This window comes from Anoxybacillus sp. EFIL (assembly GCF_013096955.1).
Lineage (GTDB): Bacteria > Bacillota > Bacilli > Bacillales > Anoxybacillaceae > Anoxybacillus > Anoxybacillus ayderensis.
The window spans coordinates 112,375-136,021 of record NZ_SDLH01000008.1 but is presented as its reverse complement, the minus strand read 5'-3'; the positions used below and the strand labels follow the sequence as shown (position 1 = coordinate 136,021).

Annotated in this window: 25 protein-coding genes and 1 tRNA gene; 2 read left to right on the top strand and 24 right to left on the bottom strand. The window is 38.7% G+C overall.

The window, feature by feature from the left end; translation table 11 throughout:
- Nucleotides 1-297: 297 nt before the first annotated feature.
- The 4 genes from ES017_RS12350 to ES017_RS12335 all read right to left on the bottom strand — a co-directional run bounded on the left by ES017_RS12350 (nucleotide 298) and on the right by ES017_RS12335 (nucleotide 3,489).
- Complete coding sequence (locus ES017_RS12350) at nucleotides 298-1,230, bottom strand: DMT family transporter (RefSeq protein WP_021095088.1); 933 nt, start codon at nucleotides 1,228-1,230, stop codon at nucleotides 298-300.
- Nucleotides 1,231-1,407: 177 nt separating this feature from the next.
- Nucleotides 1,408-1,824 (bottom strand): arsenate reductase (thioredoxin), encoded by a 417-nt coding sequence (gene arsC / locus ES017_RS12345; RefSeq protein ID WP_021095089.1) that lies wholly within the window; start codon nucleotides 1,822-1,824, stop codon nucleotides 1,408-1,410.
- A 15-nt stretch (nucleotides 1,825-1,839) separates the two neighbouring features.
- Entirely contained in the window at nucleotides 1,840-3,138 is a 1,299-nt protein-coding gene (locus ES017_RS12340) for an arsenic transporter (protein WP_021095090.1), read from the bottom strand.
- Between the two features lie 18 nt (nucleotides 3,139-3,156).
- Nucleotides 3,157-3,489 (bottom strand): ArsR/SmtB family transcription factor, encoded by a 333-nt coding sequence (locus tag ES017_RS12335; protein ID WP_021095091.1) that lies wholly within the window; start codon nucleotides 3,487-3,489, stop codon nucleotides 3,157-3,159.
- Nucleotides 3,490-3,657: 168 nt separating this feature from the next.
- On the opposite strand from ES017_RS12335, the gene ES017_RS12330 reads away from it, so the two are divergent.
- Nucleotides 3,658-4,575: a CobW family GTP-binding protein gene (locus ES017_RS12330; protein WP_042536038.1), complete on the top strand. Its 918-nt coding sequence runs from the start codon at nucleotides 3,658-3,660 to the stop codon at nucleotides 4,573-4,575.
- A 13-nt stretch (nucleotides 4,576-4,588) separates the two neighbouring features.
- Here the strand turns inward: ES017_RS12330 and ES017_RS12325 are convergent, their stop codons facing one another.
- The 20 genes from ES017_RS12325 to ES017_RS12230 all read right to left on the bottom strand — a co-directional run bounded on the left by ES017_RS12325 (nucleotide 4,589) and on the right by ES017_RS12230 (nucleotide 22,218).
- Nucleotides 4,589-5,185, bottom strand: a complete 597-nt coding sequence (locus tag ES017_RS12325) for a ribonuclease H1 domain-containing protein (RefSeq protein ID WP_042536036.1) — start codon at nucleotides 5,183-5,185, stop codon at nucleotides 4,589-4,591.
- A gap of 72 nt (nucleotides 5,186-5,257) precedes the next feature.
- Nucleotides 5,258-5,350: transfer RNA gene (locus tag ES017_RS12320), tRNA-Ser, on the bottom strand.
- Between the two features lie 51 nt (nucleotides 5,351-5,401).
- Complete coding sequence (locus ES017_RS12315) at nucleotides 5,402-6,361, bottom strand: MBL fold metallo-hydrolase (protein WP_042536034.1); 960 nt, start codon at nucleotides 6,359-6,361, stop codon at nucleotides 5,402-5,404.
- A 2-nt stretch (nucleotides 6,362-6,363) separates the two neighbouring features.
- Complete coding sequence (locus tag ES017_RS12310; RefSeq protein ID WP_021095096.1) at nucleotides 6,364-6,996, bottom strand: NUDIX hydrolase; 633 nt, start codon at nucleotides 6,994-6,996, stop codon at nucleotides 6,364-6,366.
- Nucleotides 6,996-7,976: an ABC transporter permease gene (locus ES017_RS12305; RefSeq protein WP_021095097.1), complete on the bottom strand. Its 981-nt coding sequence runs from the start codon at nucleotides 7,974-7,976 to the stop codon at nucleotides 6,996-6,998. Before ES017_RS12305 ends, ES017_RS12310 begins: the two co-directional genes overlap by 1 nt.
- Nucleotides 7,969-8,880 carry an ABC transporter ATP-binding protein gene (locus ES017_RS12300; RefSeq protein WP_021095098.1) on the bottom strand — a complete coding sequence of 304 codons (912 nt, stop codon included), beginning with the start codon at nucleotides 8,878-8,880 and terminating at the stop codon, nucleotides 7,969-7,971. Before ES017_RS12300 ends, ES017_RS12305 begins: the two co-directional genes overlap by 8 nt.
- Nucleotides 8,880-9,671 (bottom strand): SGNH/GDSL hydrolase family protein, encoded by a 792-nt coding sequence (locus tag ES017_RS12295; RefSeq protein ID WP_021095099.1) that lies wholly within the window; start codon nucleotides 9,669-9,671, stop codon nucleotides 8,880-8,882. The genes ES017_RS12300 and ES017_RS12295 overlap by 1 nt, the downstream gene beginning before the upstream one ends.
- Before the next feature lie 99 nt (nucleotides 9,672-9,770).
- The gene (gene glnA, locus ES017_RS12290; RefSeq protein WP_021095100.1) at nucleotides 9,771-11,132 is read right to left on the bottom strand and encodes a type I glutamate--ammonia ligase; all 1,362 of its coding nucleotides are present in this window, start codon (nucleotides 11,130-11,132) and stop codon (nucleotides 9,771-9,773) included.
- Between the two features lie 421 nt (nucleotides 11,133-11,553).
- Nucleotides 11,554-11,754 (bottom strand): cold-shock protein, encoded by a 201-nt coding sequence (locus ES017_RS12285; RefSeq protein ID WP_003398700.1) that lies wholly within the window; start codon nucleotides 11,752-11,754, stop codon nucleotides 11,554-11,556.
- Nucleotides 11,755-11,944: 190 nt separating this feature from the next.
- Nucleotides 11,945-12,505: a thioredoxin family protein gene (locus ES017_RS12280; protein ID WP_021094046.1), complete on the bottom strand. Its 561-nt coding sequence runs from the start codon at nucleotides 12,503-12,505 to the stop codon at nucleotides 11,945-11,947.
- A gap of 82 nt (nucleotides 12,506-12,587) precedes the next feature.
- Nucleotides 12,588-15,053: a U32 family peptidase gene (locus ES017_RS12275; protein ID WP_042536031.1), complete on the bottom strand. Its 2,466-nt coding sequence runs from the start codon at nucleotides 15,051-15,053 to the stop codon at nucleotides 12,588-12,590.
- Nucleotides 15,054-15,152: 99 nt separating this feature from the next.
- On the bottom strand, nucleotides 15,153-17,060 hold the full coding sequence (locus tag ES017_RS12270) for a DUF6449 domain-containing protein (RefSeq protein WP_021094048.1): 1,908 nt from the start codon (nucleotides 17,058-17,060) through the stop codon (nucleotides 15,153-15,155).
- A complete protein-coding gene (locus tag ES017_RS12265; protein ID WP_021094049.1) occupies nucleotides 17,035-17,934 on the bottom strand; it encodes an ABC transporter ATP-binding protein in 900 nt (299 codons plus the stop codon). Before ES017_RS12265 ends, ES017_RS12270 begins: the two co-directional genes overlap by 26 nt.
- Nucleotides 17,921-18,316 (bottom strand): GntR family transcriptional regulator, encoded by a 396-nt coding sequence (locus tag ES017_RS12260; RefSeq protein ID WP_021094050.1) that lies wholly within the window; start codon nucleotides 18,314-18,316, stop codon nucleotides 17,921-17,923. The genes ES017_RS12265 and ES017_RS12260 overlap by 14 nt, the downstream gene beginning before the upstream one ends.
- Nucleotides 18,317-18,428: 112 nt before the next feature.
- Entirely contained in the window at nucleotides 18,429-19,094 is a 666-nt protein-coding gene (locus ES017_RS12255) for a nitrous oxide reductase accessory protein NosL (protein WP_021094051.1), read from the bottom strand.
- A 102-nt stretch (nucleotides 19,095-19,196) separates the two neighbouring features.
- The gene (locus ES017_RS12250) at nucleotides 19,197-19,406 is read right to left on the bottom strand and encodes a DUF6501 family protein (protein WP_035062968.1); all 210 of its coding nucleotides are present in this window, start codon (nucleotides 19,404-19,406) and stop codon (nucleotides 19,197-19,199) included.
- A 14-nt stretch (nucleotides 19,407-19,420) separates the two neighbouring features.
- Complete coding sequence (locus tag ES017_RS12245; protein ID WP_021094053.1) at nucleotides 19,421-19,624, bottom strand: hypothetical protein; 204 nt, start codon at nucleotides 19,622-19,624, stop codon at nucleotides 19,421-19,423.
- Nucleotides 19,625-19,735: 111 nt separating this feature from the next.
- The gene (gene ilvA, locus ES017_RS12240) at nucleotides 19,736-20,944 is read right to left on the bottom strand and encodes a threonine ammonia-lyase (protein ID WP_042536025.1); all 1,209 of its coding nucleotides are present in this window, start codon (nucleotides 20,942-20,944) and stop codon (nucleotides 19,736-19,738) included.
- Nucleotides 20,945-21,099: 155 nt separating this feature from the next.
- Nucleotides 21,100-21,996 carry a manganese catalase family protein gene (locus tag ES017_RS12235; protein ID WP_021094055.1) on the bottom strand — a complete coding sequence of 299 codons (897 nt, stop codon included), beginning with the start codon at nucleotides 21,994-21,996 and terminating at the stop codon, nucleotides 21,100-21,102.
- A 15-nt stretch (nucleotides 21,997-22,011) separates the two neighbouring features.
- Nucleotides 22,012-22,218 carry a YuzF family protein gene (locus ES017_RS12230; protein ID WP_035062942.1) on the bottom strand — a complete coding sequence of 69 codons (207 nt, stop codon included), beginning with the start codon at nucleotides 22,216-22,218 and terminating at the stop codon, nucleotides 22,012-22,014.
- Between the two features lie 161 nt (nucleotides 22,219-22,379).
- Between ES017_RS12230 and ES017_RS12225 the strand changes: the two genes are divergently transcribed.
- Nucleotides 22,380-23,645 (top strand): two-component system sensor histidine kinase NtrB, encoded by a 1,266-nt coding sequence (locus ES017_RS12225; RefSeq protein ID WP_021094057.1) that lies wholly within the window; start codon nucleotides 22,380-22,382, stop codon nucleotides 23,643-23,645.
- Nucleotides 23,646-23,647: the final 2 nt, after the last annotated feature.

Below are 23,647 nucleotides of genomic sequence, written 5' to 3'. Positions count from 1 at the left end.
GCGAATTTTCCTCCAATGGTTTGGTTTGGTCACCTTTACCATACAGGAAAATTCGCATTTTTTGTACCCCTATTTTCTATATGCACACCGATCTTAAATGATCAAGTACAACTTGTGGTGAAGAGCCATAAATACAGAAAAAAGAAAAGCGCAGCCAATGCAAAGCGTAAAAACAACAGAGTTGTCACAGTGACACCGTTGTCATATGCGTATAATGCAAAGATGGGAATAAACGCAAATCCCGTTGCCGATAACAATACGAGGCTATATCCTTTCCACATTTCCCCTGCCCCCAAATCATATATTCGCCCCTTTCTTAATGAGAGGGAACATCACTTTTTCTTGTTTACTGTAAATGTTAAACAAAATACCGCTAAATACAAACGCCGCTCCAACGATATGAGTGATTGTCAAATGTTCATTAAAAAAGATCGTTCCCATCACCGTAGCAGAAATCGGCATGACATTAATGAAAACTGAAGCGGTTGAAGCTCCGACTTTTTGAATACCGTTATACCACCAAACGAAGCTGATAGCCGAAACGACAACGGCAACGTACAGTACGCTTAACCACACATCCCATCCACTCATTTGGACAGATGTAAAAGAAGTATAGTATAGCGCAAAAGGTGCTAAAAATAACGTTCCAAAACCTGTTGCGTACGTTGTTGCCGCAAGCGGACTATATGTTTTCATTGCCACTTTTCCAATGACCGAATATGTACTCCAGCTGAGACATGCCCCTGCTAGCACAAGATCGATCGGAGCAACACCGATTTCGATAAGTACGGACGGATGACCGTTTGTAATAATATATACAGCCCCAAATACAGCGAGCAACATGCCAAATATACTTCTTCCGTTCAATCTTTCTTTCAAAAATATTGCAGACAACAATGTAATCAATGGAGCATTGACTGCAATGACTAATGAGCTTTTGACAATTGGTGCATATTTTGTAGCTATAAAAAAGAAAATGTTGTATAAAAACACTCCCGTTAAACCGAGGAGCGCTAACACGATCCAATCTTTTCTCGTCGGAGTTGGTCTATTCGGCTCTTTCCAGTACAATAATGGAAACAAAATCAAACTAGCACCGAAAAAGCGAAAAAAAGCAACTGACACAGGATGTAAAGTCGTCGTTGCGATTTTTCCAGCAACAAAGGCACCACCCCAAATCGTAGCAGTTAAAAATAAAAGAATATACGTTTTTATATTTTTTACTGGCACAAAAACATCTCTCCCTTATTCGTAAAATATATATCGTTTAGGGTGGATAACAGCGAAAACAACAAAAACTATACTTTAATCATTTTATGCTCTTTTTTATCTGAAAACAATATATTTTCGTTATATTAAGAAAAGAAGCCAGGACGTTTCTTCCCGGCTTCTTGTTTTTCCTCTTATTTATTCTCCCGTTTCGGCAAATCGTTTAATTCGTGCCCCAATTTCATCGCGGACGCGTTGAAAGACGGCCCATTTTTCTTCCTCTGTTCCTTCTGCTTTAGCTGGATCGTCAAATCCCCAATGAACACGTTTGACATGCGGTGGTGTGACTGGACAATGATCTGCCGCATGTCCACATAATGTAACGACTAAATCGGCTCTGTTTAAAATCTCTTCATTGATAATGTCTGATGTTTGGTTTGAAATATCGATTCCTACTTCTTTCATCGCTTTGACTGCGTTCGGATTTAAACCATGCGCCTCAATGCCGGCGCTATATGCTTCCCATTCGTCACCAAGATATTTTTTTGCCCATCCTTCTGCTATCTGGCTACGGCAGGAGTTCCCTGTACATAAGAAATAAATTACTTTTTTCATTTCAATCGACTCCTTTTAATGAATAATAAGTAACCATATATATAACCCAACGAGAGTAATAAATAATGTTGGGATGGTTAAAATTAAACCATTTTTAAAATAAGTGCCCCACGTAATTTTTACTCCTTTTGTTGAAAGCACATGTAACCAAAGAAGTGTAGCAAGTGAACCGATTGGCGTAATTTTCGGTCCTAAGTCCGAACCGATTACATTTGCATAAATTAGCGCTTCCCGAATGATTCCCGTCGTATTCGTATCAGCTATCGCTAGCGCATCAATCATGACTGTCGGCATGTTGTTCATAACAGACGATAAAATCGCTGCGATAAACCCCATGGCAATCGTCGCCATAAACAGCCCTTGATTTGCGGCCGCTTCGATCATATCTGCTAGAATGGTCGTCAATCCTACGTTGCGTAATCCGTATACAACAACATACATCCCAATCGAGAAAAAGACGACAGCCCACGGTGCTCCCTTTAATATTTGTTTCACGTGTACAGCTGGGCTCCGTCTTCCCATCCATAAAAACAATAACGCGACAGCACCAGCAATAAACGAGACAGGGATGTTTACGAATTCACCGACAAAATAGCCGATTAATAAAACCGCAAGAACGATCCACGACAATCGAAACATGCGCACGTCTTTAATCGCTTCAGATGGTTGTTTGATATGCGATAAATTGTAGCGTTTCGGAATGTCCTTTCGAAAATATAAGTAAAGCACCCCGATGCTCGCCGCGAGCGAGAAAAAGTTTGGAACAATCATACGCGATGCGTACTCACCAAAACTAATGCGGAAGAAGTCTGCAGATACAATATTGACAAGGTTGCTGACAACAAGCGGCAACGATGTCGTATCCGCAATAAATCCACTTGCTAAGATAAATGGCAATACGTTTCGTTCATCAAATTGTAATGCGCGTACCATGGCTAATACGATCGGTGTTAAGATGAGTGCGGCACCATCGTTTGCGAAAAACGCCGCCACGAGTGCACCGAGAATGGAAACAAATATAAACATTTTAATTCCATTTCCTTTAGCCGCACGCGCCATATGTAACGCTGCCCATTCGAAGAAGCCAATCTCATCTAAAATTAAAGAAATAATGATAATCGCAATAAAAGCAAGCGTCGCATTCCAAACGATGTTCGTTACATCCATAACATCTTGGAAATCAACGACTCCAACAAGCAATGCTAATAAGGCGCCACCGCAGGCAGACCAACCAATGGATAAATTGCGCGGTTGCCAAATGACAAAAACGAGGGTAATAAGAAAAATCAATGATGCAAGAGTAACGGAAAGCAAAAAACCACTCCTCTCTTTTTATTCACAACGAATGCGCATTCCTTTTTTCTCAAGTTGACGAATGTGTTCTTTTGGATCTGGCAGATAAGCGAAAATGCATTTCATCATTGGATAAAATTCATGTTGTTTATTTAATGAATAAAACACCCATTGCGCTTTTTTTGTCTCTTTCACTAAATCGTTGTCTTTTAATTTTCGTAAATGCTGGCTAATAGCTGGCTGACTCATTTGTAGCATCTCAACAAGCTCACACACACAACAATCAGTTTCACTTAATATAGCTAAAATCATTAATCTTGTTTTATCGCCTAATAGCTTTAGCATATTTGCTGTCTCTTCGATGTGCTGCATATACCTCCCTCCTTCATCCATTAATCATTATATAAGCATATACTTATATAAACAAGTAAAGATTTTGTAAAGAAAAAGGCTTGTAAATACTTTTTTGAAAAATTATTTCTTGTGATTTTTGTCTTTTTTGACTATGATCAAAAAGGAACATGTAGAAAGGGGTATTTTATGCATACAGAGGTATATATTTTATCCGGATTTCTTGGAAGTGGTAAAACGACATTATTAAGGCGACTACTACAAAATGAAAAAGAACGTGGACGGAAAGTGGCGGTGGTAATGAATGAAATCGGTCAAGTATCTATTGATTCGCATGCGGTTTCAAAAGATGCTGTGTTAAGTGAGTTATTAAGCGGCTGTGTATGTTGCACCATTCAAGATCAATTTGAAGTAGAACTTCATTCACTTCTTCAACAACATGAGTTAGACGTCATTTATGTTGAAACGACAGGGGTAGCTCATCCTGTTGAAGTGCTCGATGCGTGTATGTCGCCATTGTTTGCTGATCGCATTCAAATGGGAGGCATTATTACGACAATCGACGCAACACGTTGGGTGAATCGTCAACAACTCTCCATTCCTCTGCAAATGTTGTTAAAAGAACAAGTTCGTCACGCGGATGTATTAATTGTCAATAAGACAGATATATTACGTCCAGATGAACAAGCGAAATTATCGTTTGAGTTACAAACGATCAACAGCGAAGCGCGCACAATTTTCACAACGTTTTCTAATGTACGAATCGAAGATATTCATTTGTTATCGAAGCGGATGAGAAACGAGCATGAGCGAATGAACATCGAAAGACTACGCATTCAAACATACGTACATACATTTGCAAGCCCAATTGACTTAGACGTGTTCGAACACTGGGTACGACAACTTCCTGATACTATTTACCGCATGAAAGGATTTTTACGTTTTACTCATACAAGTGGAGTTTACTCCTTTCAGTATGCATACGGTACACCGCTCTATATGAAAGAGGAAATGAATGTCCCGTTACATTTTGTTATCATCGGTGAACAATTGGATAAACAAAAACTAAAACAACAACTCGATGACATGCAAAAAGGAGAAGGTTAATATCCCTCTCCTTTCACTTTCGTCCGAAATCTGCTTTAATTTCTCCCCATTGCTCGGTTTCCCATTTCATAATTTCATTTGTATAATGGTGCGTGCGCAACCACGCTTCAGCACGCTCAACAAGTTGCCAGACACGTTCTGTTTCAGCGTTGCGAACGAGCGTTGTATTCGCCTTTTTTCCTTTTACCCATTTGATAGCTGTTGCCGAATCAGAATAAATCGGCAAACTTTTGTTTTGTTGTTGTAACCATGCTAATGCGTGAACAATGGCTAAAAACTCCCCAATGTTATTTGTTCCGATCATCGGCCCAACATGAAACAACTCTTTCCCTGTTTTCGTATGTACTCCTCGATACTCCATCCATCCTGGATTTCCGCTACATGCCGCATCTACGCAAATGCTTTCCTCTACATAGTTTGTTGCATGCGCTTTATTTTTTTTCGTTCGGTTTACAAACGGACTAGACGCAAATGCTTGTTCTGCTTCTTCTTTCGATGGAAATGAGCGATATTTCGCCCCCGGAACGCCAATAACGTACGGTTTACACTCGTCCCAAGAAGAAAAAATGCCTGTTTTCGCCCCTTCCCAAACGACATAATATTTTTTCAAATTGTCACATCCTCGCAATTGAAATAAAGAAACAAAGTTGAAGATCACAAAGAAGGAATAAAAGAGGAGATATGGCGGAGGAGGGGGGATTCGAACCCCCGCGGGCTTTGACACCCCTATCGGTTTTCGAGACCGACCCCTTCAGCCGGACTTGGGTACTCCTCCGTATGAGTGGGGTGCCAAAGAAATTATAGCGAAAACATGATTTGTCGTCAATTACCTTTTTTGTTTTTCTATATAGTCAACAAGACCCATTGCACACACTTGTAAGTCGAGCTGAAGTATTTTATATACATCGGCATCATCAGGTACTTGCTGTTTGCGCAAAAATGTTTGGATATGATCAAATAAACGATTGGACACAGCCTCTGTTTTTTCTGTAAAAGATAGATTCATTTGTTCATTTACAACATCATAACCGATTTGCACAAAGAGCGGTAACCAGTAATGAAGTTGATTCCAAACTACTTGTGTATGTGTTGACATACCAAAATGGCCAAAATATATACGATCTGGACGTAACGTCATAAATCTTTCAATCGATGTGCGCATCGCTTCGGGATCAAATTGATTTGGCGATGTAGACGGCAGGTATAACTCAACACCGTACGAAAGCAATTGAGGGTAAAAGACACCGGCTGTATCACCTGTAAAAATGCCGTTACTTGTTTGATCATAAATAGAGAAATGGTGATTCGCATGCCCCGGTGTATGAAGAAACGTTAGTGTACGATTTTTTCCAATTTGTAACGTTTCTCCATCTTCTTTTACAATTAATCGGTCTTCAGGAATTGGAACAATCGGGTCAAATAAAGCGTCAAACGATTGGCCATAAACGGCTTTTGCCCCTGCAATGAGACGAGACGGGTCAGCTAAATGGCGCATGCCTTTTGGATGAACGAATACGCGAGCATTTGGACAATGTTGTAGTAACATCCCCGCCCCACCAGCATGATCTAAATGAATATGTGTAACGATAATGTTTTTTACGTCGTGTAAATCAATAGAGATTGCTTCTAGTCCTTTAAGTAAATGCGGGATAGAAGGGCTCGCACTTGTTTCGATAATCGTCACTTCTTCTTCATGAAAAACATATGCTCCTGTTCGCTGGGCAGTTTGTAGATCATATAAATCAATAAGTGAAATGCCAAATCCTAAATCAACAGGTTGTCCCATACTTATTCTCCCCTCATCTGTTCAATAAGTCTAACGAAATGATACACAATTTTTGCGGTTAATCCCCAAATGACTTTGTCTTTGTAGTAATAAAAATGTTCTTCGATTTGCCTTGGTCGCCAATTATACTGTCTTCCTCCAGGAATATCGTCAAATGGGAAATCGTCTTCGGGCTTTGGTTCGAATTGAACACGATATATTTTTGGTTTCGTTTCAATAAAAAAAGATAACGGGACGGTAAATACATCTTCCACTTCTTTTTTATTGATTTGCATGTGTGCGTTATTCACAAATGCAACAAACGGATAAATGACCATACCAAACGGTGAAAGCACATAATCAAGTGGAACGACATGTGTAATATGTTCTTTTTCAATCCCCAACTCTTCACATGTTTCCCGAATGGCTGTTTCTTGTGGACTTTGATCACACGGATCCATTTTTCCACCCGGAAAACAAATTTCACCTGGCTGTCGACGCAATTGAAATGAACGCACTTCAAATAAGACAAATGTATCATCGTGTTGACGGATGAGTGGAAGAAGAACAGCATATGTAGCGTATTTGTCGAAATCCATAACCGTTGGTGTTCGGTGTCGTAATGCATCCATGACCGTATAAATCTTTTTTTTCATTAGTAAACATCCCTTTTCGTAAATACATAAAAAGAAACGATCAGTGCACCAAGCGCCCAAACGGCGAGCACAGTCATTGAAAAGGAAAGTGTCATCCCATCAATCGGTGGCGCCGTTCCACTAACATAACTTGTGAGTCGTAAATTTACCATAAATAAATATTTCGCAGACTCCCACGATGATACCATGCTTGATAAAATCGCACCTGAAATAAGGGCAGCAAGCATAATTCCCATCACCGCGGCTGTACTACGTATTAATACGGACAACATAAACGTAAGCGTACCGACGACGAGCGAAACAAAAAAAGCAAGCCCGAATTCAATAAGTAAGTATTTCCATTGCGGAATAAGATGAACAGCTGTTGTATTTAGTTCTTCACCTTGAACCGAAAATCCTGTTAAAAGCGGCAAATTCCATCCACCATATCCAAATACAATGCCAGAGATAGCGTATGATAATAGAGCGACAGAAAATACGATAAACGACGTAGATAAAATCATCGCTATATATTTGCTCATTAAAACTTTCCATCGTTTCACAGGACGTGTCAACAACAGCTTGATTGTTCCTCCACTTGCCTCTGATGAAACGAGATCAGCTGCAATGACCATAACGAGAAGCGGTAAAAATAACTCAATGGAGTTTTCAATAAACATGCGCATAAATGTTGGAGCACCCGGTGCCATCGGATTAATATCGTTGTCTAAATAATATTGTTGTTGCTGTAAACGGATTTTAAGAAACTTTTTCCATTCCTCAGAAATGCCTGTTGAGTTTAATCGGTTTTGTGTGTCGATGATTTGTTGTTGTAGCTGTGTGCGCCAATCTGTCGTTCCGATCCGTTCTCGAATCGTTTCGATTTGTTTAAATTGCGCGTATGTAAATAAGCTAACGAGAACAGCAACGATCGCTGCGATAATAAACAAGCGTTTTTTACGAACAATTTTTAACATTTCATTGTATACAAGATTAATCAATCGTTTCCCCTCCCGTTAATTCAATAAATAAGTCTTCTAGTGTTGGAAGTTTGCGTTCAATTCCACTGACATATACCCCTGCTTCAATTAAACGAGCATTGCAACGCGCAATCGTTTCATTTGATTCATAGATTGTCACGAGCGCTCCATCTTTTTCACCGAGCAAAGTCGTTTCATTTTGTAGTATTTGTTTGGCTGTATCTATCGGATCAACGCTCCAATATGTCCGAGCTTGTTCTTGTAGTAAATGTTCGACCGTATCAATACGAATAATCTGACCTTTCGACATAATCGCCACACGATCGCACATAAGTTGTATTTCACTCAATAAATGCGATGAGACGAGCACACTTAACTGTTCTTTTTCAGCAAGCGAGCGAATAAACTGTCTCATTTCACGAATGCCGACAGGATCTAAGCCGTTTGTAGGTTCGTCTAAAATAAGCACCGTCGGTTTTCCAAGTAGCGCTTGTGCAATACCGAGGCGTTGACGCATGCCGAGCGAATACGTACGAACAAGATCATGGATCCGATTTTGTAGACCGACGAGTTCAACCACTTCTTGAATGCGATGAGCTGTAATTCCTGGAACCATTCGTGCGAAGTGTTCAAGATTTTCCCAACCGCTTAAATACGGATAAAGTTCAGGGTTTTCAACAATACAGCCTATATGTTGGATCGCCTTTGTAAATTGTTTTTGTAAATCATATCCGCAAATTGAAATCTTTCCAGATGTCGGTCGAATTAACCCGACGAGCATGCGAATAGTCGTTGTCTTTCCTGCCCCATTTGGACCTAAGAAGCCGAACACTTCTCCTTTTTTTAAGGAAAACGAAAGCCCTTTAATAATTTCTTTTTTTCCGATTGTTTTTCGTACATGTTGTACAACTAACGTTTCTTCCATTATTTTTCCCCTTTCGTTAACGTAATAAGTGAGGCAACACGTTCACCAATTCGTTTATATCCTTCTTTATTAGGATGGAATTTATCTGTATATAAATAGTCGTTTACTTGTAGTTCAAACAAATCATATGTCGGAACACAAATGATGAATTGATAGTCCGCTGCTACTTCAGATGCCACATAATTCCAACTACGTACAACGGCAGATGTTTCTTTCCCATTATCTAAATCATTGAACGGATTATATAAAGCAATGTAAAATACGGGCGCTTCGTTGTTTACTGTGCGAACAAGCTGAAAAATTGTACGTAGCTGTTGGGCAAATTTCTCTTTTTCTTTTTCTAATTGCGTAGTGGATAAGTCTCTCAATGCTTCGCCACCGCGAAATAAGTCGTTTCCTCCAATCGTCATTAAAATGATGTCGGCTTCTTTTAATTGACGTTGCACTTCTTTTTGTTTGAGTTGGCCAATCAATTGTGCAGATCGTTGTCCTTTAATAGCTAAATTGGTGAATTGGACATGTTGATTTGTCCGTTTTTTTAGTTCATCTACAACATAGCCAACATATCCTTTTCCTGTTTCATCTCCCGTCCCGCGCGTTAATGAATCGCCAAGTGCGACAATGGAAAGCGCATCGTTTTTCTTTGTGTTTGACGTTGTTTGCTTTGGTTGTTTTACTGAGGAAGCTTCGTAAAAAAATTGGTCTTGAATAGTGACGATTAAGCCGATAGCCCATAGCAATGTTGTTGCAGCACAAATCGCCACAATCATCCCGATGATTCGTTTAGACACAATACCACCCTTTCGTTATGTTCTATGTATCATCATAAACGATTTGTTGTTTAAACACATAATGAAAACATGCAAAAAAGCGAGCACAATCGCTCGCTTTTAAAATTTTGCTTGATAATGTTCAATTTCCCAAGCATGAACAGCTGTTCGATAGCTATCCCATTCGTTCTTTTTCATTGCGATATACTCGTTAAATACATGGTCGCCTAATGTATGACGTCCAATCGTTCCATTTTCTAATTCTTCAATCGCTTTCCCTAAACTACCTGGAAGGTTTTCGATACGAAGCTCTTTACGACGTTCATTCGTCATATGGAAAATATCTTCGTCGATTGGTGCTGGGCAAGTGAGCTCTTTTTCTACTCCATCAAGCCCTGCCTCAGCAATAACTGCAAACGCTAAATACGGATTAGCAGATGGATCTGGACAACGAAGTTCAACGCGTGTTGCTAATCCTCGTTTTGCAGGGATGCGAATTAATGCGGAGCGGTTTGATGCCGACCACGCAATATAACAAGGCGCTTCATATCCTGGGACGAGACGTTTATATGAGTTTACTAATGGATTCGTAATGGCTGCGAAACTTTTTACGTTGTGCAATAAACCAGCAATAAATTGATATGCCGTTTCAGATAATTGATTGTCATCCGATGGATCAAAAAACGCATTTTCTCCATCTTTAAATAGCGAAATGTTTACGTGCATACCTGAACCGTTAATACCGAAAATCGGCTTTGGCATAAATGTGGCATGCAATCCGTATTTTTTAGCAATCGTTTTTACAACCCATTTATATGTTGTTGCATTATCAGCGGAACTAAGCGCATCCGCATATTTAAAGTTAATTTCATGTTGACCTTCAGCCACTTCATGATGCGAAGCCTCAATCGTAAATCCCATTGCTTTTAATGCACGATAAATGTCTAAGCGAACTCGTTCACCGAGATCTTTTGGTGATGGCTCAAAATAGCCACCGTTATCTTGAGGTGTTGTTGTCGGATTTCCATTTTCATCTGTTTTAAACAAGAAAAACTCTAATTCAGGACCAACGGAGATCGTATATCCTTTTTGTTTCGCTCGTTCAACTGTTTTTTTCAATACGTTACGTGGATCGCCATCAAATAACGTTCCGTCTGGATTCATCACAGAGCAAAGAAAACGTGCTTCTGCATACCCCGCTTCTACTGTCCATGGTAGTACTGCAAATGTTTGTAAATCAGGAAGTAAATATAAGTCTGAGCGATTGATTGGCGAAAAACCTTTGATAGAAGATCCATCAAACATTATTTTTCCTTCTACTACATCATCTAGTTGTTCCGCTGTCACTGTGACGTGCTTTAAAACACCTTCAATATCAACAAATTGTAAATGTAATAGTTCAACATGTTTTTGTTTGATGATTTCTTTAATTTGTTCAAGCGTCGAAGTGTTTGTTTGTTCAGAGACGAGTAGTTCACTCATGTCACATTACCTCACATTCTTATGTATATTTTTATAACATGAGTTTATTATATGGAATCATTCATCATTTTTCAATAGTTTTTTATCAAATTTTCTGTATTTTTATTAAGAAAAGCGCAAAGCGCCGCCTATCGGCGAAGAGCGCACAAGCCCCACCGAGGAGGCTGTCGCCGCCGCAGTGTGGGGCGGAGCGACTCGAGCCGATGGCGCTTGGAGCTAGACATCAATTCAAAATTTTATACTTTCTTATCTTTTTTAAAAAAAAACACACTCTTGATATGAGCGTGTTGAACAAACAAAAACGACGGAAACCCTACCTCTCTTCCGTCCTTGCAGCTCCGAAGCTGCGCCAGTGAGAATTTGTTTCGTTGCATATAAAAACGGGATCTCACGAAAAGCGAGATCCCGTACGTTTGACTATTTATGCTTTTTGGACGTTTGCCGCTTGCGGCCCACGGTTGCCATTCACGATGTCAAATGTTACTTTTTCGCCTTCTTCCAACGTTTTGAATCCAGTACCTTGGATCGCTGTGAAGTGAACGAATACGTCTGTACCTCCGTCCGTCTCAATGAATCCAAAACCTTTTTCTGCGTTAAACCATTTTACTTTACCTGTGTTCATGTGAAATTCCTCCAAAACAATTTTAAAAATTGACCACCGTTTCATTACTCATAAAACAAAAGCTACACTTTCGTCAAGTCCTTATAAGATGAACCTGACAAAGGTGCAGCTTATAACGATCATTGATATAACGAACGAAATGGTACTTCTTAAGTATATAGGCTTGAAATAAAAATGTCAAATGTTTTTTTTATTTTTCTTTCCATTTGATGCTGCAACCGATGCTTGGCTTCTGTTCTTTCGGAACAGGTTTCCCTAAAAGCAATGCATCTAAAGCTGTACGAATAGAAGATCCAGTCACTGGGATTCCGTTACTTGGTCGTGAATCATCGAGTTGACCACGGTAAACACATTGTAATGCACCGTTGAATATGTAAAAGTCTGGCGTGCATGCAGCTTGATATGCTTTTGCTACTTCTTGTGTTTCGTCAAATAAGTATGGAAACGGATATCCAAATTGTTCAGCTACCTCTTTCATTTTTTCTGGCGAATCGTCTGGATATTTTTCTACATCATTCGAATTAATGGCAATAAATGAAATCCCTTTTGGTAGATAATCGTTGGCGAGACGGACAAGCTCCCCTTGAACATGTTTAACAAATGGGCAATGATTGCAAATGAACATGATTACTGTTGCAATGTCTGATTTGACGTCTTCTAACCGAACGATTTGTCCATTGACCACGTTGACAAGTTCAAACGATGGAGCTTTCTCTCCTAGTGGAAACATATTTGATTCAACAGCTGGCATACAAATCACCCTTTCTTTTTTCGTTCATTTACTATTATAGCAAAATGTACAAATAACAAAAAATAAGCGAGCTTGAGCCCGCTTATTTTTTGATGAGTTGTCCTCGTGTCACGCCGAGTTGATTAATGGCTTTTAACGTGCGCCATACGCTTGTTCCGCTCCGTTTGCCTTCGAGCGCTTCGCGATATAATGTGATGACTTCTTCTACTTTTTTCGCTGACTCTTCCAAAAACTCGACACGATACGAGCGAACACCAAGGGATAAAAAGTGTGGAATATATTCTGCCCCAGATTGTTCAATGGCATTGTACACTGTATTTCGGCAGCCGATATCCACACGAACAGGATGAAGCATGCCAATACGGTCACGCAACGATACACGATGTTTTTCGCATGGACGTCCACAGTTCGTAAAATCGGTTCCTTCACTTAAAAATGTACAGTATACACAATGTTCAGTGTGAAACATCGGTAAATGTTGGTGAATAACCATTTCGATATGTTCTGTTGGTGCTGCTTCAAGTAAATCAATCATTTGTTGAATATTTAAATCGTATGAAGGGGTGATTCGATCGAGCCCTCGAGATAAAAACAACTGTGCAGCCAGATGGTTTGAGATGTTAAGCGAAAAATCTCCGATTAACGTTTGTTCTATTGATTGATTCGTATAATACTGCACCGCTCCTAAACTACGAACTAAAATGGCATCTGGCTCAGCTTTTAAAATCCCTCTTAAAATTCCATTTTCCCCAGGCATATGAATGCGCGGGGTAGCTAAAGCGATCGGTTTGTTTGTTGTTCGTGCAATCTGCACAGCTTTCGGATAATCGGTTGTAAATTCGAAATCGGCATACACCATGTCTACATCTGTATGACATGCCGCTTCGACTTGTTCGAGCGTACGACAAAGCGCCATTAAAGAAGGGTTCTCTGCTCGTTGTTTTTGTCGGTAAGAAGATGTTAAATCAACGGCTTGCTTGATGTATAGCCGCGGACGTTGTCGTTTTTCAATAAGCTGTTCCACGGCTTGTCTTCTTATTCGGTTTAATTCTTTAACCGGAAGAATAACATTGTCTGTCATATGCATATAAACGTCTTTTAATTCAAAAATCGTTCCGCCTAATCTCCCGAATTGCTCTTTTATAAAATCTAATGTGAGCGGTCGCTTTTGTGCAACATCTAACATTTGCTCAGATTGAACGATTACTTCATTGCCTGTCGTTTCATCGCGCCATGTTGAAATGAGCGGTTTTCCTGCTTCACCGTACACATGCACAGTTAGCGGAAACAACTGATATGGTCGCTCGGTTTCAAATGTTTTACGCAAACGACGATCAAGCTCTTGGTCGCTCGTTTTCCAAATGCGATTTCCTACACGCACGCGCGTTAAATTGACGTCATGTCGGCCAGGGACAATTTCAACAAGACCTTTTTCCACTTCCCCTTCCACTTTTTTTCCGTGTTTTCGTAAATCGTATACGCGGCCGCCTTCTTCTTTTTCTTCTGGACGTCCTGCATCAAATACGATGCCATCCCCACGTTTTAACGGAGCTTGCAGTTCGCATAAAACACCGTCTTTTAATACTTTTTTGACCGTTCCAAGAAATACACCACGGCTTTTCGGAAACGTTCCATCAACAAGCTGTTTGTTGTTCGTTCCTTTTAAAAAGCCATGTGTAAATCCTCGACTAAAGCTTTGTTGTAGTTCACGTATTTCCTCTGTTGAAGGAGTATAATGGCGTCCTGCTAAATATTCATCAATAGCTTTTCGGTATTTGCTGACAACATTTGCTACATATTCTGGTGACTTTAATCGCCCTTCGATTTTAAACGTGCTTACCCCTGCTTCGATAAGTTCTGGAACGAGATCAAGAGCAGCTAAGTCTTTTGGTGAAAGTAAATAAGCGACGTTTCCCATTTCTTTTTGCTCGCCATCAACGATTAAATCGTATGGAAGGCGACAAGCTTGGGCGCATTCTCCACGATTGGCTGAACGCCCACCCCACATTTCTGACGTCAAACATTGCCCAGAATATGATACACAAAGTGCTCCGTGAACAAATACTTCTAAAGGAACGTTCGTTTTCTCAGCAATTTTTTGAATGTGTGTTAAATTATTTTCGCGACCAAGTACAACGACTTCTAAGTGGTAAGGATTTAGAAATTCAACAGCTTCTGGAGATGTAACAGTCATTTGTGTTGATCCGTGAATCGGAAAATCAGGCGACAAATCGCGGATGAGTTTAACAAGTCCTAAATCTTGGACGATCAGTGCATCTACTCCTGCATCTATACATGCTTCAACGAGCTGCTTTGCTTCTTCTAGCTCATTTTCAAACACTAAAATATTAAAAGTAACATATCCACGCACATTGTATTTATGCAAATAAGCCATCACATCTTTTAATTCTTCCATACGAAAGTTTTTCGCCCGTACACGTGCATTATATTTATCCACACCAAAATAAACTGCGTCTGCTCCATTGGCAACAGCAGCACGAAGACAATCCCAATCTCCCGCTGGCGCTAACAGTTCAATTTTTCTCACAGCTAGTCAACCTCTCTATTTTTTATCATGAACAACAATATATTATCGAATATCCCCCTCGTTTGCCAACAAAGAAAAAGAACTGAACGTGCAGGTCTTTTAATGAACGAATGGAGGAACAAAATGTTTTGAAAATGACTGAATGTCAATACGGCCATTTTTATAGTAAATACCTAAAATATAATCTTCCTCTCCCCAAGTAGCCATTTGTAAGCATTGTTCAATTTTCACTTTATCATGAACGACCATTTTTGCTTTTTCTCGCTCAATCATTTCAGGTGTCCACTCATACTGTGGAACTTGTTTTGTGTTTTTAATAATTTTGATTTCAGCAATATCATCCGCTGTCACTCTCGCTTGTTGTAATAAACCGCGATCTTGTAGCCATTGTTCAACGAGATGGTACGATTTTCTCCACTCTATTCCTTGTTCTTCGTATTTTTCATACAAAATGCTAATTGTACCCCAACTGCGATTTATTGTTGTTTCATCAAATGTTTCGTGTAAAAGTTGTTGTTGTAAGACTGCTAAAAATGATTCAATATCATCACGATCTTGCAAGCGAACGACTTTATCTTCTGAACCAATTCTGATTTGTAAGACGTCTTTAAAATTCGTCTTACGTAAAATCGGATAATGATTCTTTTTGAACTCAATGGAATTAAAAATCGGCTTATAAAATTGATTGTATAAATTCGTTGGAACAGTATATTCGCGAACGATTCGTTCTCCATTTTTTAAGTCATAGCCGATAACAACGTTCCGTCTATCGTTGACTGGATATGTTCGTTGTTCAATAAGGTGTTGATGAAATAAATAAATATTTCTAATATTTTCCTTTTCGTAGTAAAAGGCATTTTCCTCGTCTATTTCATCGTTTTCAAAAAAGTATATGTGGTCACCGAAATATGCTCGTTCAATTTCGTTTAATGACGGTTGGTACGTCTTATATCCAAATAGATCAAATGTAAATAATAAACCAACGATACTCATAAATACCACATATCCCACGTATTCTTTCCAACGACTAAATACACGCCACGTTTTTGCTAAAATCATGCGGGCGATGATGTAACCAAATAATGATGAAGATACGTATCCAAAAATCACCCAACTCATCTTTTGCTGCATCTGTCCAAAATATGCTCCACCGACAAGCATGACACAAAACGTGAAACCGTATGTAAATACCGGGCGGAGTGGGCGAAAGACAATCGCATCTGTTGCCATTTCAATATGTCGTTTTTTGTACAACCATATACTAAGTCCATAAAACATAAAAGTCAGCACAGTATATATCAATATTTCGAGCGGTTGGATTTGTTTTGTCGACCAATTTAGTGCCTGAATAAAAGGAACTATTTCATTCAAGCTAGAAGATAAATAATATTCGTATGCAAAGCCGTACAAAAAATATTTCAAATTAAATATAAGTAGAATAAATATTCCAGCAGGGAAGAAAAAGAGAATGTAAGCGAACATGCCTTGCAAAATGGACATGCCAGTAAGCATCCCAACAAACACGGCTCCAGAAAATAATAATAAATTCATTGAAACGGTACTAACAAACCAAATAGCTACATGTTTAAATGAATATAAAGAAATCGGAAGGAATGGTTTCATCATGATTAAACATACTGCAATGACTGCGACGGGTACGATTAAAATAATCATTCCAACAACAATATGTTGAAGAAATAGCACCTCCCGTTTAATTGGTAGACTATGCATGTGGTCAGCTGATCGCTTCACTTGCATATAACGAAATAAAAAAATAGCGAGCAAAATGGGAAGTGTGAACATAAGCGAAAACTGAATGACACTTCCAATATCAAATATGCGCCCTGTTTGATGATGTATAAGCCAATCTTTGTTTTCGCTCATCATAAAAATATGAATAGGCAAAGTAAAAAGTAAACCGACGAGATAAATAAGCGAGACCCATCCAACGTTGCGAACAATTTGAGTAAATATTCCACGATTAAACAAGAATGTTTTCAATGGCATATCCTTGTTCCCCCATTTCATAAATAAATATTTCTTCTAACGTTAATGGTAATAAATCAAACAAAATTGGCTCATGTTTCTGAATATGTGCAATGATTTGTTCTTCTTCCCCACGAACGATACAAAGTAAAACGCTACCACGTTGTTCTTGGTAAACGACATCTATATGTTGTAGAAAAGAAAAAGGAATTTGTCCTTGGAACGCTACCTGCACTTTATGAATGTTTGTTTTCAAGTTATCTAGCTCTTTTTCAATGATGAGCGAACCGTGGTGTAACATGCCAATACGGTCACATAAATCTTCTACTTCAAATAAGTTGTGCGAAGAAATAACAACGGTCATTTCTCTTTCTGCTACGTCCTGAAATAAAATGTTTTTCACTTTTTGTCTCATGACAGCATCTAGTCCATCAAGTGGTTCGTCTAAAATAAGCACATCGGGCATAGTAGAAAATGCTAACCAAAATGCAACTTGTCGCTGCATTCCTTTTGACATGCGGTGAATTTTTTTGTTTACGTCAATTGGGAATAGTTCTTGCATGTTGCGGAAACGTTCTTCGCTCCATTTTGGATATATATGACGATAAAAGTCAGCCATTTGTCGAATTGTTGTATGTGGGAAGAAATAGAGTGCATCAGGTAAAAAAATGATTCGTTCTTTTTGCTTAATGTTTTCGAAAATTGGCTCACCATCAATAGTAATCGTTCCTTTGTCTTGTTTATAAATACCTGCAATCATTTTCATCAGCGTTGTTTTTCCAGCACCATTTGATCCAAGTAACCCATAGATCGACCCTTTTGTGACGGAAAATGTTACATCTTTAATCGCCTCTAATTCTCCAAATCGCTTGCTTACATGATTAATTTGAATCAAGTTCCTCTCCTCCTCGCATCGCACGTTCTGCGCGTTCAACAATCGAAAAAATTTGCTCTTTTTTTACCCCGATATAAAATGCTTCTTGACATAGTTTGAATATACTTTCTTCTAGCTGTTTTACTTTTTCATCGTAAATCGCCTCTTTTTTATTAGCAACAAAACTCCCTTTCCCGGGAATAGAGTAAATGTACCCTTCTCTTTCTAATTCTCGATATGCTTTTTGAATCGTATTTGGATTAATGGTTAACTGTTTAGCGAGCAAACGAACAGATGGCAGTTGCTCATTCGGTTTCAGAACATCGTGAATAATCATTTCTTTCATTTTTTCGATCAGTTGTTCATAAATCGGTTTTCGGCTTCGTAAATCAAGATCAAACATATCGTCCCCCCTTTCTTTTCCGTACTAACTGTAATAAGTGTATTATATTAAATAATACGGTTGTTGTAAATAGTTTCTAAAAAAATAAAAAAGCCGCCAGAAAGGCAGCTTTTTAATTATGGCTGTGTCCATCGTTGTTCATATTTCCATCTTGATGACCATCTTGTTGCATATTGTCGCCATGACCGTGACCTTGTCCATCATTTTTATTTTGCATCATTTGTTTCTTTTTCATATAACGCTCATGAGCAACTTGATCAACATCTTCCCAAGATACAATCGTTGCATTCGGTTGTTCGCTTACAAATTTTTCAGCGTCTTCTTTCTTCGCAAAAAACGCATATCCGTAGTTCATCGGTGTCTTAATGTCAGCTTTCACCACTGTCGCGTTTTGTAATTCAATCCATTCTAATGTGTTGTAATCGCGTACATATTTCTTTGCAGCTTCCCCGTGATCGCGCTCATAGTTAAATAAACATCCGATGTCATCAAAAAACAAGACGTCACCGTTTTCTGTCGCAGATTTCGCTGTAAATTTGCCGAGTTCATGTTCTTTCGGATATACTTTCATGTTACAAAACACACATACAGTGTTTTCATCAGGTTCAGCCATTGCTGCTTTCGCAAATACATCTTCTTCATTTGACTGTTCCTTGTTTTGTTCTGTTTGTTTTTCCTCTGTTTGTTTTGTTTCTTCTTGCTTTTCCTCCGCTTGATTGTTACATCCTGCTAGAGCGAGGAAAAGTGCACCGATTAACAGTACGATCCATTTTTTCATTACTAACGATCCCCCTTATTTTCATTCAATCCGTAAGCTAGTATAGTACACAATTGTGAAATTTATTTGAGAAGGTTGTGTAGAAAATGAAAAAAAGCGGCATTACACCGCTTTTTCTGTAAAATAATGCTTATAATATCCCCCGACTTTGCCTCGATTATCGATAATAAAATAAAAGTCATCTGTTTCATTTTTTACTTCATACTCTCTACCTGGTGTTAACACGTTATGTACGATGTACTTTTCGGCATTGGTATGGTTACATACAACCGTTTTTATCGTTGGTCTTTCATGCCAGTTTAAATGAATCATCATTGATTCCTCCTTCAAGATCCTTTATATTTATTTAAAAATTTAGCAAGTTCATGTAGCGCTTGTAATACCGCAAAATGTTTATCGTTTCCGCTTGCTTGCGCTGTAGCCACATCTTTAAATTTGGCGTGCGCTTCGTACGACCCGTTCTTTTTATATACATCTACTCGTACAGTTCCCCTTGGGTGCGGAACGATAAAAAACTCTATTTGCTTCATTTATTCTCCCCACCTTTAATGTCAATCGTTTATTTAATTTAATAATAGTAAAAAAGACATCATTTTAAAAGCATTGTTTTACGTGAAGAAAAAAATGTACGATTTACGTTTTTAATCAAGGCGACGAATTGCGTATCCAGATTCGATCAACACGCGCTGAATTTGATCAATATGCTCCCTATTTTTTGTTTCGAGGGAAAATCGCACTTCTGCTTGCCCTGGAAGAACGTTTGTCCCCATTCGTTGATGATCAATGGACATGACGTTCGCTTCTAAATCGGCAATAATGCGCAACAATTTATTTAACTGTCCTGGTTTGTCAGAAATGACTGTCGAAAATGTGACGAATCGTCCTGATTCAACGAGCCCTCGTTCAATAATTCGTGAAATGAGTGTGACATCGACATTTCCACCACTTAAAATGGCTACAATATTTTTTCCTTCAAGTGGGATTTTTTTATACAATAAAGCTGCTAGTGAGCAAGCCGCTGATCCTTCAACGAGCAATTTATTTCGTTCGAGTAAATATAACATTGTTCGTGAAATATCTGTTTCTTCCACACAAACGATATCATCGACATATTTCTGTATGTACGAAAATGCCAAATCCCCAATGCGCTTAACAGCAATCCCGTCCGCAATTGTATTTGATGGAGTAATGATAATCGGTTGATTATGTTGTTTAGCTGCTGTTGTGCTGGCACAAGCAGCGGATTCAACGCCGTATACGCGAATAGCTGGATTTTTTTGTTTCATCGCAATCGCTATACCAGCTAGCAATCCCCCACCCCCAACCGGACAAACCACTGCATCAATATCGTCCAGTTGTCCGAATAATTCTAGTCCGATCGTTCCTTGTCCGGCAATGACAGCTGGATCGTCAAAAGGGTGAACAAACGTTGCGCCTGTTTCTTGTTGAAGTTTGCGAGCATATTCTAACGATTCGTCAAACACATCCCCGTGTAAAATGACATTTGCCCCGTAGCTTTGCGTTGCTTGAATTTTACTTAATGGCGCCCCTTTAGGCATGACGATTGTGCACGGAATGCCAATCATGTTGCTTGAATAGGCTACTCCTTGTGCGTGATTACCCGCTGAAGCTGCGATAACTCCTCGACTTTTTTCCTCATCACTTAACAACATAATTTTGTTGTAAGATCCTCGCACTTTAAATGAACCTGTTTTCTGTAAATTTTCTAACTTCATGTATACACGATTATTCGATAAACGACTAAATGTTTGTGAAAATTCAAGAGGCGTTTTGTGAACGACTGTTCTCATTCGTTGTTGAGCTTCTTGAATATGTTGTAGCGTAATCAATAGTTTTCATCCTCCTTTGTGTCTCCTTTATTATATTTGATTGACAGATCCGTATGCAATTCTGTCTTGTTTTCTTTTTCTTTTTTATTGATTATTTAGAACATGGTTTTATTATAAAAATTAGCCCAAAAAAATTGCTATGCACAAAGCATAGCCTATAAGCCGGCTGATTTTTGCAGGCGCTTAGCAATTTCAAGAAAGTCCTCGTATGAAATACCAGGGGCAAATGTTTCCTCCACTGCTTCTAAATCTGGAATTGGGGCACCTGCTGGCGTCCCTTGAATGACTTCGAGTTGTCCTCCATCAAGCGGATGTGTTCCTTTCCAAATTTGTTTAACATCTTGAAAATCATGTTCGCTAAACGTATATAGTCTTCTATGCCACCCTTGCGCCTCGTACTTTCTTGCCGCATCAAATTTATCGTTACTTAAATTCGGAATTGGCAACATTTTTGTGACATCCACCCCTGTAACAATTTGAAGCGCTTTGGCATAAGCGATAACATGCACACCTCCTCGGACAAGTAAATAGCCGATCATTTCTCGTGCGACTGGATGATCGGTCATCTCATATACTCTCATTTTATGTGTACGCGCCCCACACTCTAAAAAGAAATTGTGCAACAAATCTAATACTAAATTCCCACTATTGAACACGTAGTCACCTGACCACGATTTTCCCATCGAATCTCCTGGCAATGCTGTTTGTGCAGTTGCAATAAAATGATACGTATTTCGTTGATCTACCCCGTTTTGCATTGGCGTAATATCTGGGGCACCTTCATGCGTTGTTCCTGTTAAACATAAGTTTATAGCTGTTGTAACGAGCTCCACATGACCTAATTCTTCTGCAGTAATACTTGCAACTAAATCGTAAAAAGGCTTCAATTTTTTCTTTTCCCGAAAATTGAATGACTGAAACAAGTAATTGTTTAATGTTGACATTTCTCCAAACTTTCCACCGAGTAACTCTTGAACGGCCGCTGCGGCATTAGCGTCCGCATACGTAGATTTTGGCAACTCAATTTGAAGCTTGTTTATTCTTGTAAACATCAAGTCCCCTCCTTTTTATTTCGGCATAATCCAAACGATTTGCTGGATGCGAACAAAAAAGAAGGTATCGCTACTTTTTAACACAATATGATCAGGCTTTACATCTTGAATAACACCTTGCACATTTCCTCGCACCGTTTCAATGATGACTTCTTTTCCTCTAATTGTTTGTAATGTTTGATAAACATAAGGATCGATGAAAGACATAAACTGAGGTGTCATCTTCTTCCCTCCTTCTCGTTTATTCTTTTCCATCTTATTCTCCTGTTTCGTTATTTATCACACTTTTCATTTAGAACATAGTTTTATAAAATTTTATTTACATACTAGTCAATTTTGCGTTAAACTTCAACATAGGAATAGTGAAATGAGGAGTTAGAAGGATGGAAAGTCATGAACAACTAAAACAAAAAATAAATGAGCTCGAGGAAGAAATACGGTTATATAAACGCTTTGTGGAACACATTTCTTTTCCGTTTTCATACGTTGATTATGAACTCGGAAAAGTAATAAAAAAAGAAAGAAATATTCCCTCTGCAACGATTGAAACAATAGAGAAGGAAGAGAAAAGAACACCCATTTTGCAATGGAATATTGATTTACAAAGAGACTATCCATTTGAACAAGTGGAACAATTTTTAGCCCCTATTTTTGACCTTGTTTCTCATCATATTGTTTTCGTTGACGCTGAAGGAAAAATTACATTATGTAACTTACAGGCAGCAAACGATGTTGGAGTAAACCGAGATGATATGATCGGCAAACATATTCGCGAATTGTTAAACATCCCAGATGAACAAATTATGACGTTAAAAACATTGCGAACGAAGCAGCCACTTTACAATTGTGAAGTGCTCGATCGATATTACGGGATTATTAATACGCGCATTTTATATAACGAAGATGGGTCGATTAAACGTGTGATTAGTATGTTTCAATCGCTTAATCAAATAAAAGAAGCAGAGAAACTAGCGATCGCTGGCCGGATTGCTGCCGGGATTGCTCACGAAATTCGAAATCCTTTAACGACAGTAAGAGGGTATTTACAGTTTTTAAAAGAACAACTACCTGAACATATCGTTACTCTCATTGATCAACTTCTCATTCCAGAACTCGATCGAGCAAATGATATTATTACAGATTTTTTAAACGTTGCAAAACCGAGCGAAGTAAAAGCAGAATGGATTGGAATAAACGAATTTATTCGACATGATTTAGATCTTTTGTTACAAAGTGAAGCGCTTCTTCATAACGTAGAGCTTTCGTATCATTTAGATGAAAAACTACAACAATACGTTGTTAACATTGACAAAAATCAATTGTTGCAAGTGTTTATTAACTTATTTCGCAATGCGATTGAAGCAAAAACGGAAAAATCGTTGCGGGTAGACATTGAAACGAAATTGCACAATAATCTCGTTCAAATTTATGTGCATGATAATGGACCTGGTATCCCTTCTACCATTATCCATCACGTTTTCGATCCATTTTTTTCAACAAAATCAGCAGGAACAGGTCTTGGTTTATCTTTGTCACGAAAAATTATTGAACTGCATAAAGGCTCGATGCGTGTTCAAAGCGAATTCGGGAATGGTTCATGTTTTATTATTGAATTGCCGGCTTATTCAAAAAATGAGGCTGCAATCTAGCA

Coding starts and splice junctions, on each gene's coding strand:
- arsC (WP_021095089.1), bottom strand. CDS start 1,824: ATGAAAAAAGTAATTTATTTCTTATGTACAGGGAACTCCTGCCGTAGC.
- ES017_RS12335 (WP_021095091.1), bottom strand. CDS start 3,489: ATGCAGCACATCGAAGAGACAGCAAATATGCTAAAGCTATTAGGCGAT.
- ES017_RS12330 (WP_042536038.1), top strand. CDS start 3,658: ATGCATACAGAGGTATATATTTTATCCGGATTTCTTGGAAGTGGTAAA.
- ES017_RS12315 (WP_042536034.1), bottom strand. CDS start 6,361: ATGGGACAACCTGTTGATTTAGGATTTGGCATTTCACTTATTGATTTA.
- ES017_RS12310 (WP_021095096.1), bottom strand. CDS start 6,996: ATGAAAAAAAAGATTTATACGGTCATGGATGCATTACGACACCGAACA.
- ES017_RS12300 (WP_021095098.1), bottom strand. CDS start 8,880: ATGGAAGAAACGTTAGTTGTACAACATGTACGAAAAACAATCGGAAAA.
- glnA (WP_021095100.1), bottom strand. CDS start 11,132: ATGAGTGAACTACTCGTCTCTGAACAAACAAACACTTCGACGCTTGAA.
- ES017_RS12285 (WP_003398700.1), bottom strand. CDS start 11,754: ATGAACACAGGTAAAGTAAAATGGTTTAACGCAGAAAAAGGTTTTGGA.
- ES017_RS12280 (WP_021094046.1), bottom strand. CDS start 12,505: ATGCCAGCTGTTGAATCAAATATGTTTCCACTAGGAGAGAAAGCTCCA.
- ES017_RS12270 (WP_021094048.1), bottom strand. CDS start 17,060: ATGCCATTGAAAACATTCTTGTTTAATCGTGGAATATTTACTCAAATT.
- ES017_RS12260 (WP_021094050.1), bottom strand. CDS start 18,316: ATGTTTGATCTTGATTTACGAAGCCGAAAACCGATTTATGAACAACTG.
- ES017_RS12255 (WP_021094051.1), bottom strand. CDS start 19,094: ATGAAAAAATGGATCGTACTGTTAATCGGTGCACTTTTCCTCGCTCTA.
- ES017_RS12250 (WP_035062968.1), bottom strand. CDS start 19,406: ATGATTCATTTAAACTGGCATGAAAGACCAACGATAAAAACGGTTGTA.
- ES017_RS12245 (WP_021094053.1), bottom strand. CDS start 19,624: ATGAAGCAAATAGAGTTTTTTATCGTTCCGCACCCAAGGGGAACTGTA.
- ES017_RS12235 (WP_021094055.1), bottom strand. CDS start 21,996: ATGTTTACAAGAATAAACAAGCTTCAAATTGAGTTGCCAAAATCTACG.
- ES017_RS12230 (WP_035062942.1), bottom strand. CDS start 22,218: ATGACACCTCAGTTTATGTCTTTCATCGATCCTTATGTTTATCAAACA.
- ES017_RS12225 (WP_021094057.1), top strand. CDS start 22,380: ATGGAAAGTCATGAACAACTAAAACAAAAAATAAATGAGCTCGAGGAA.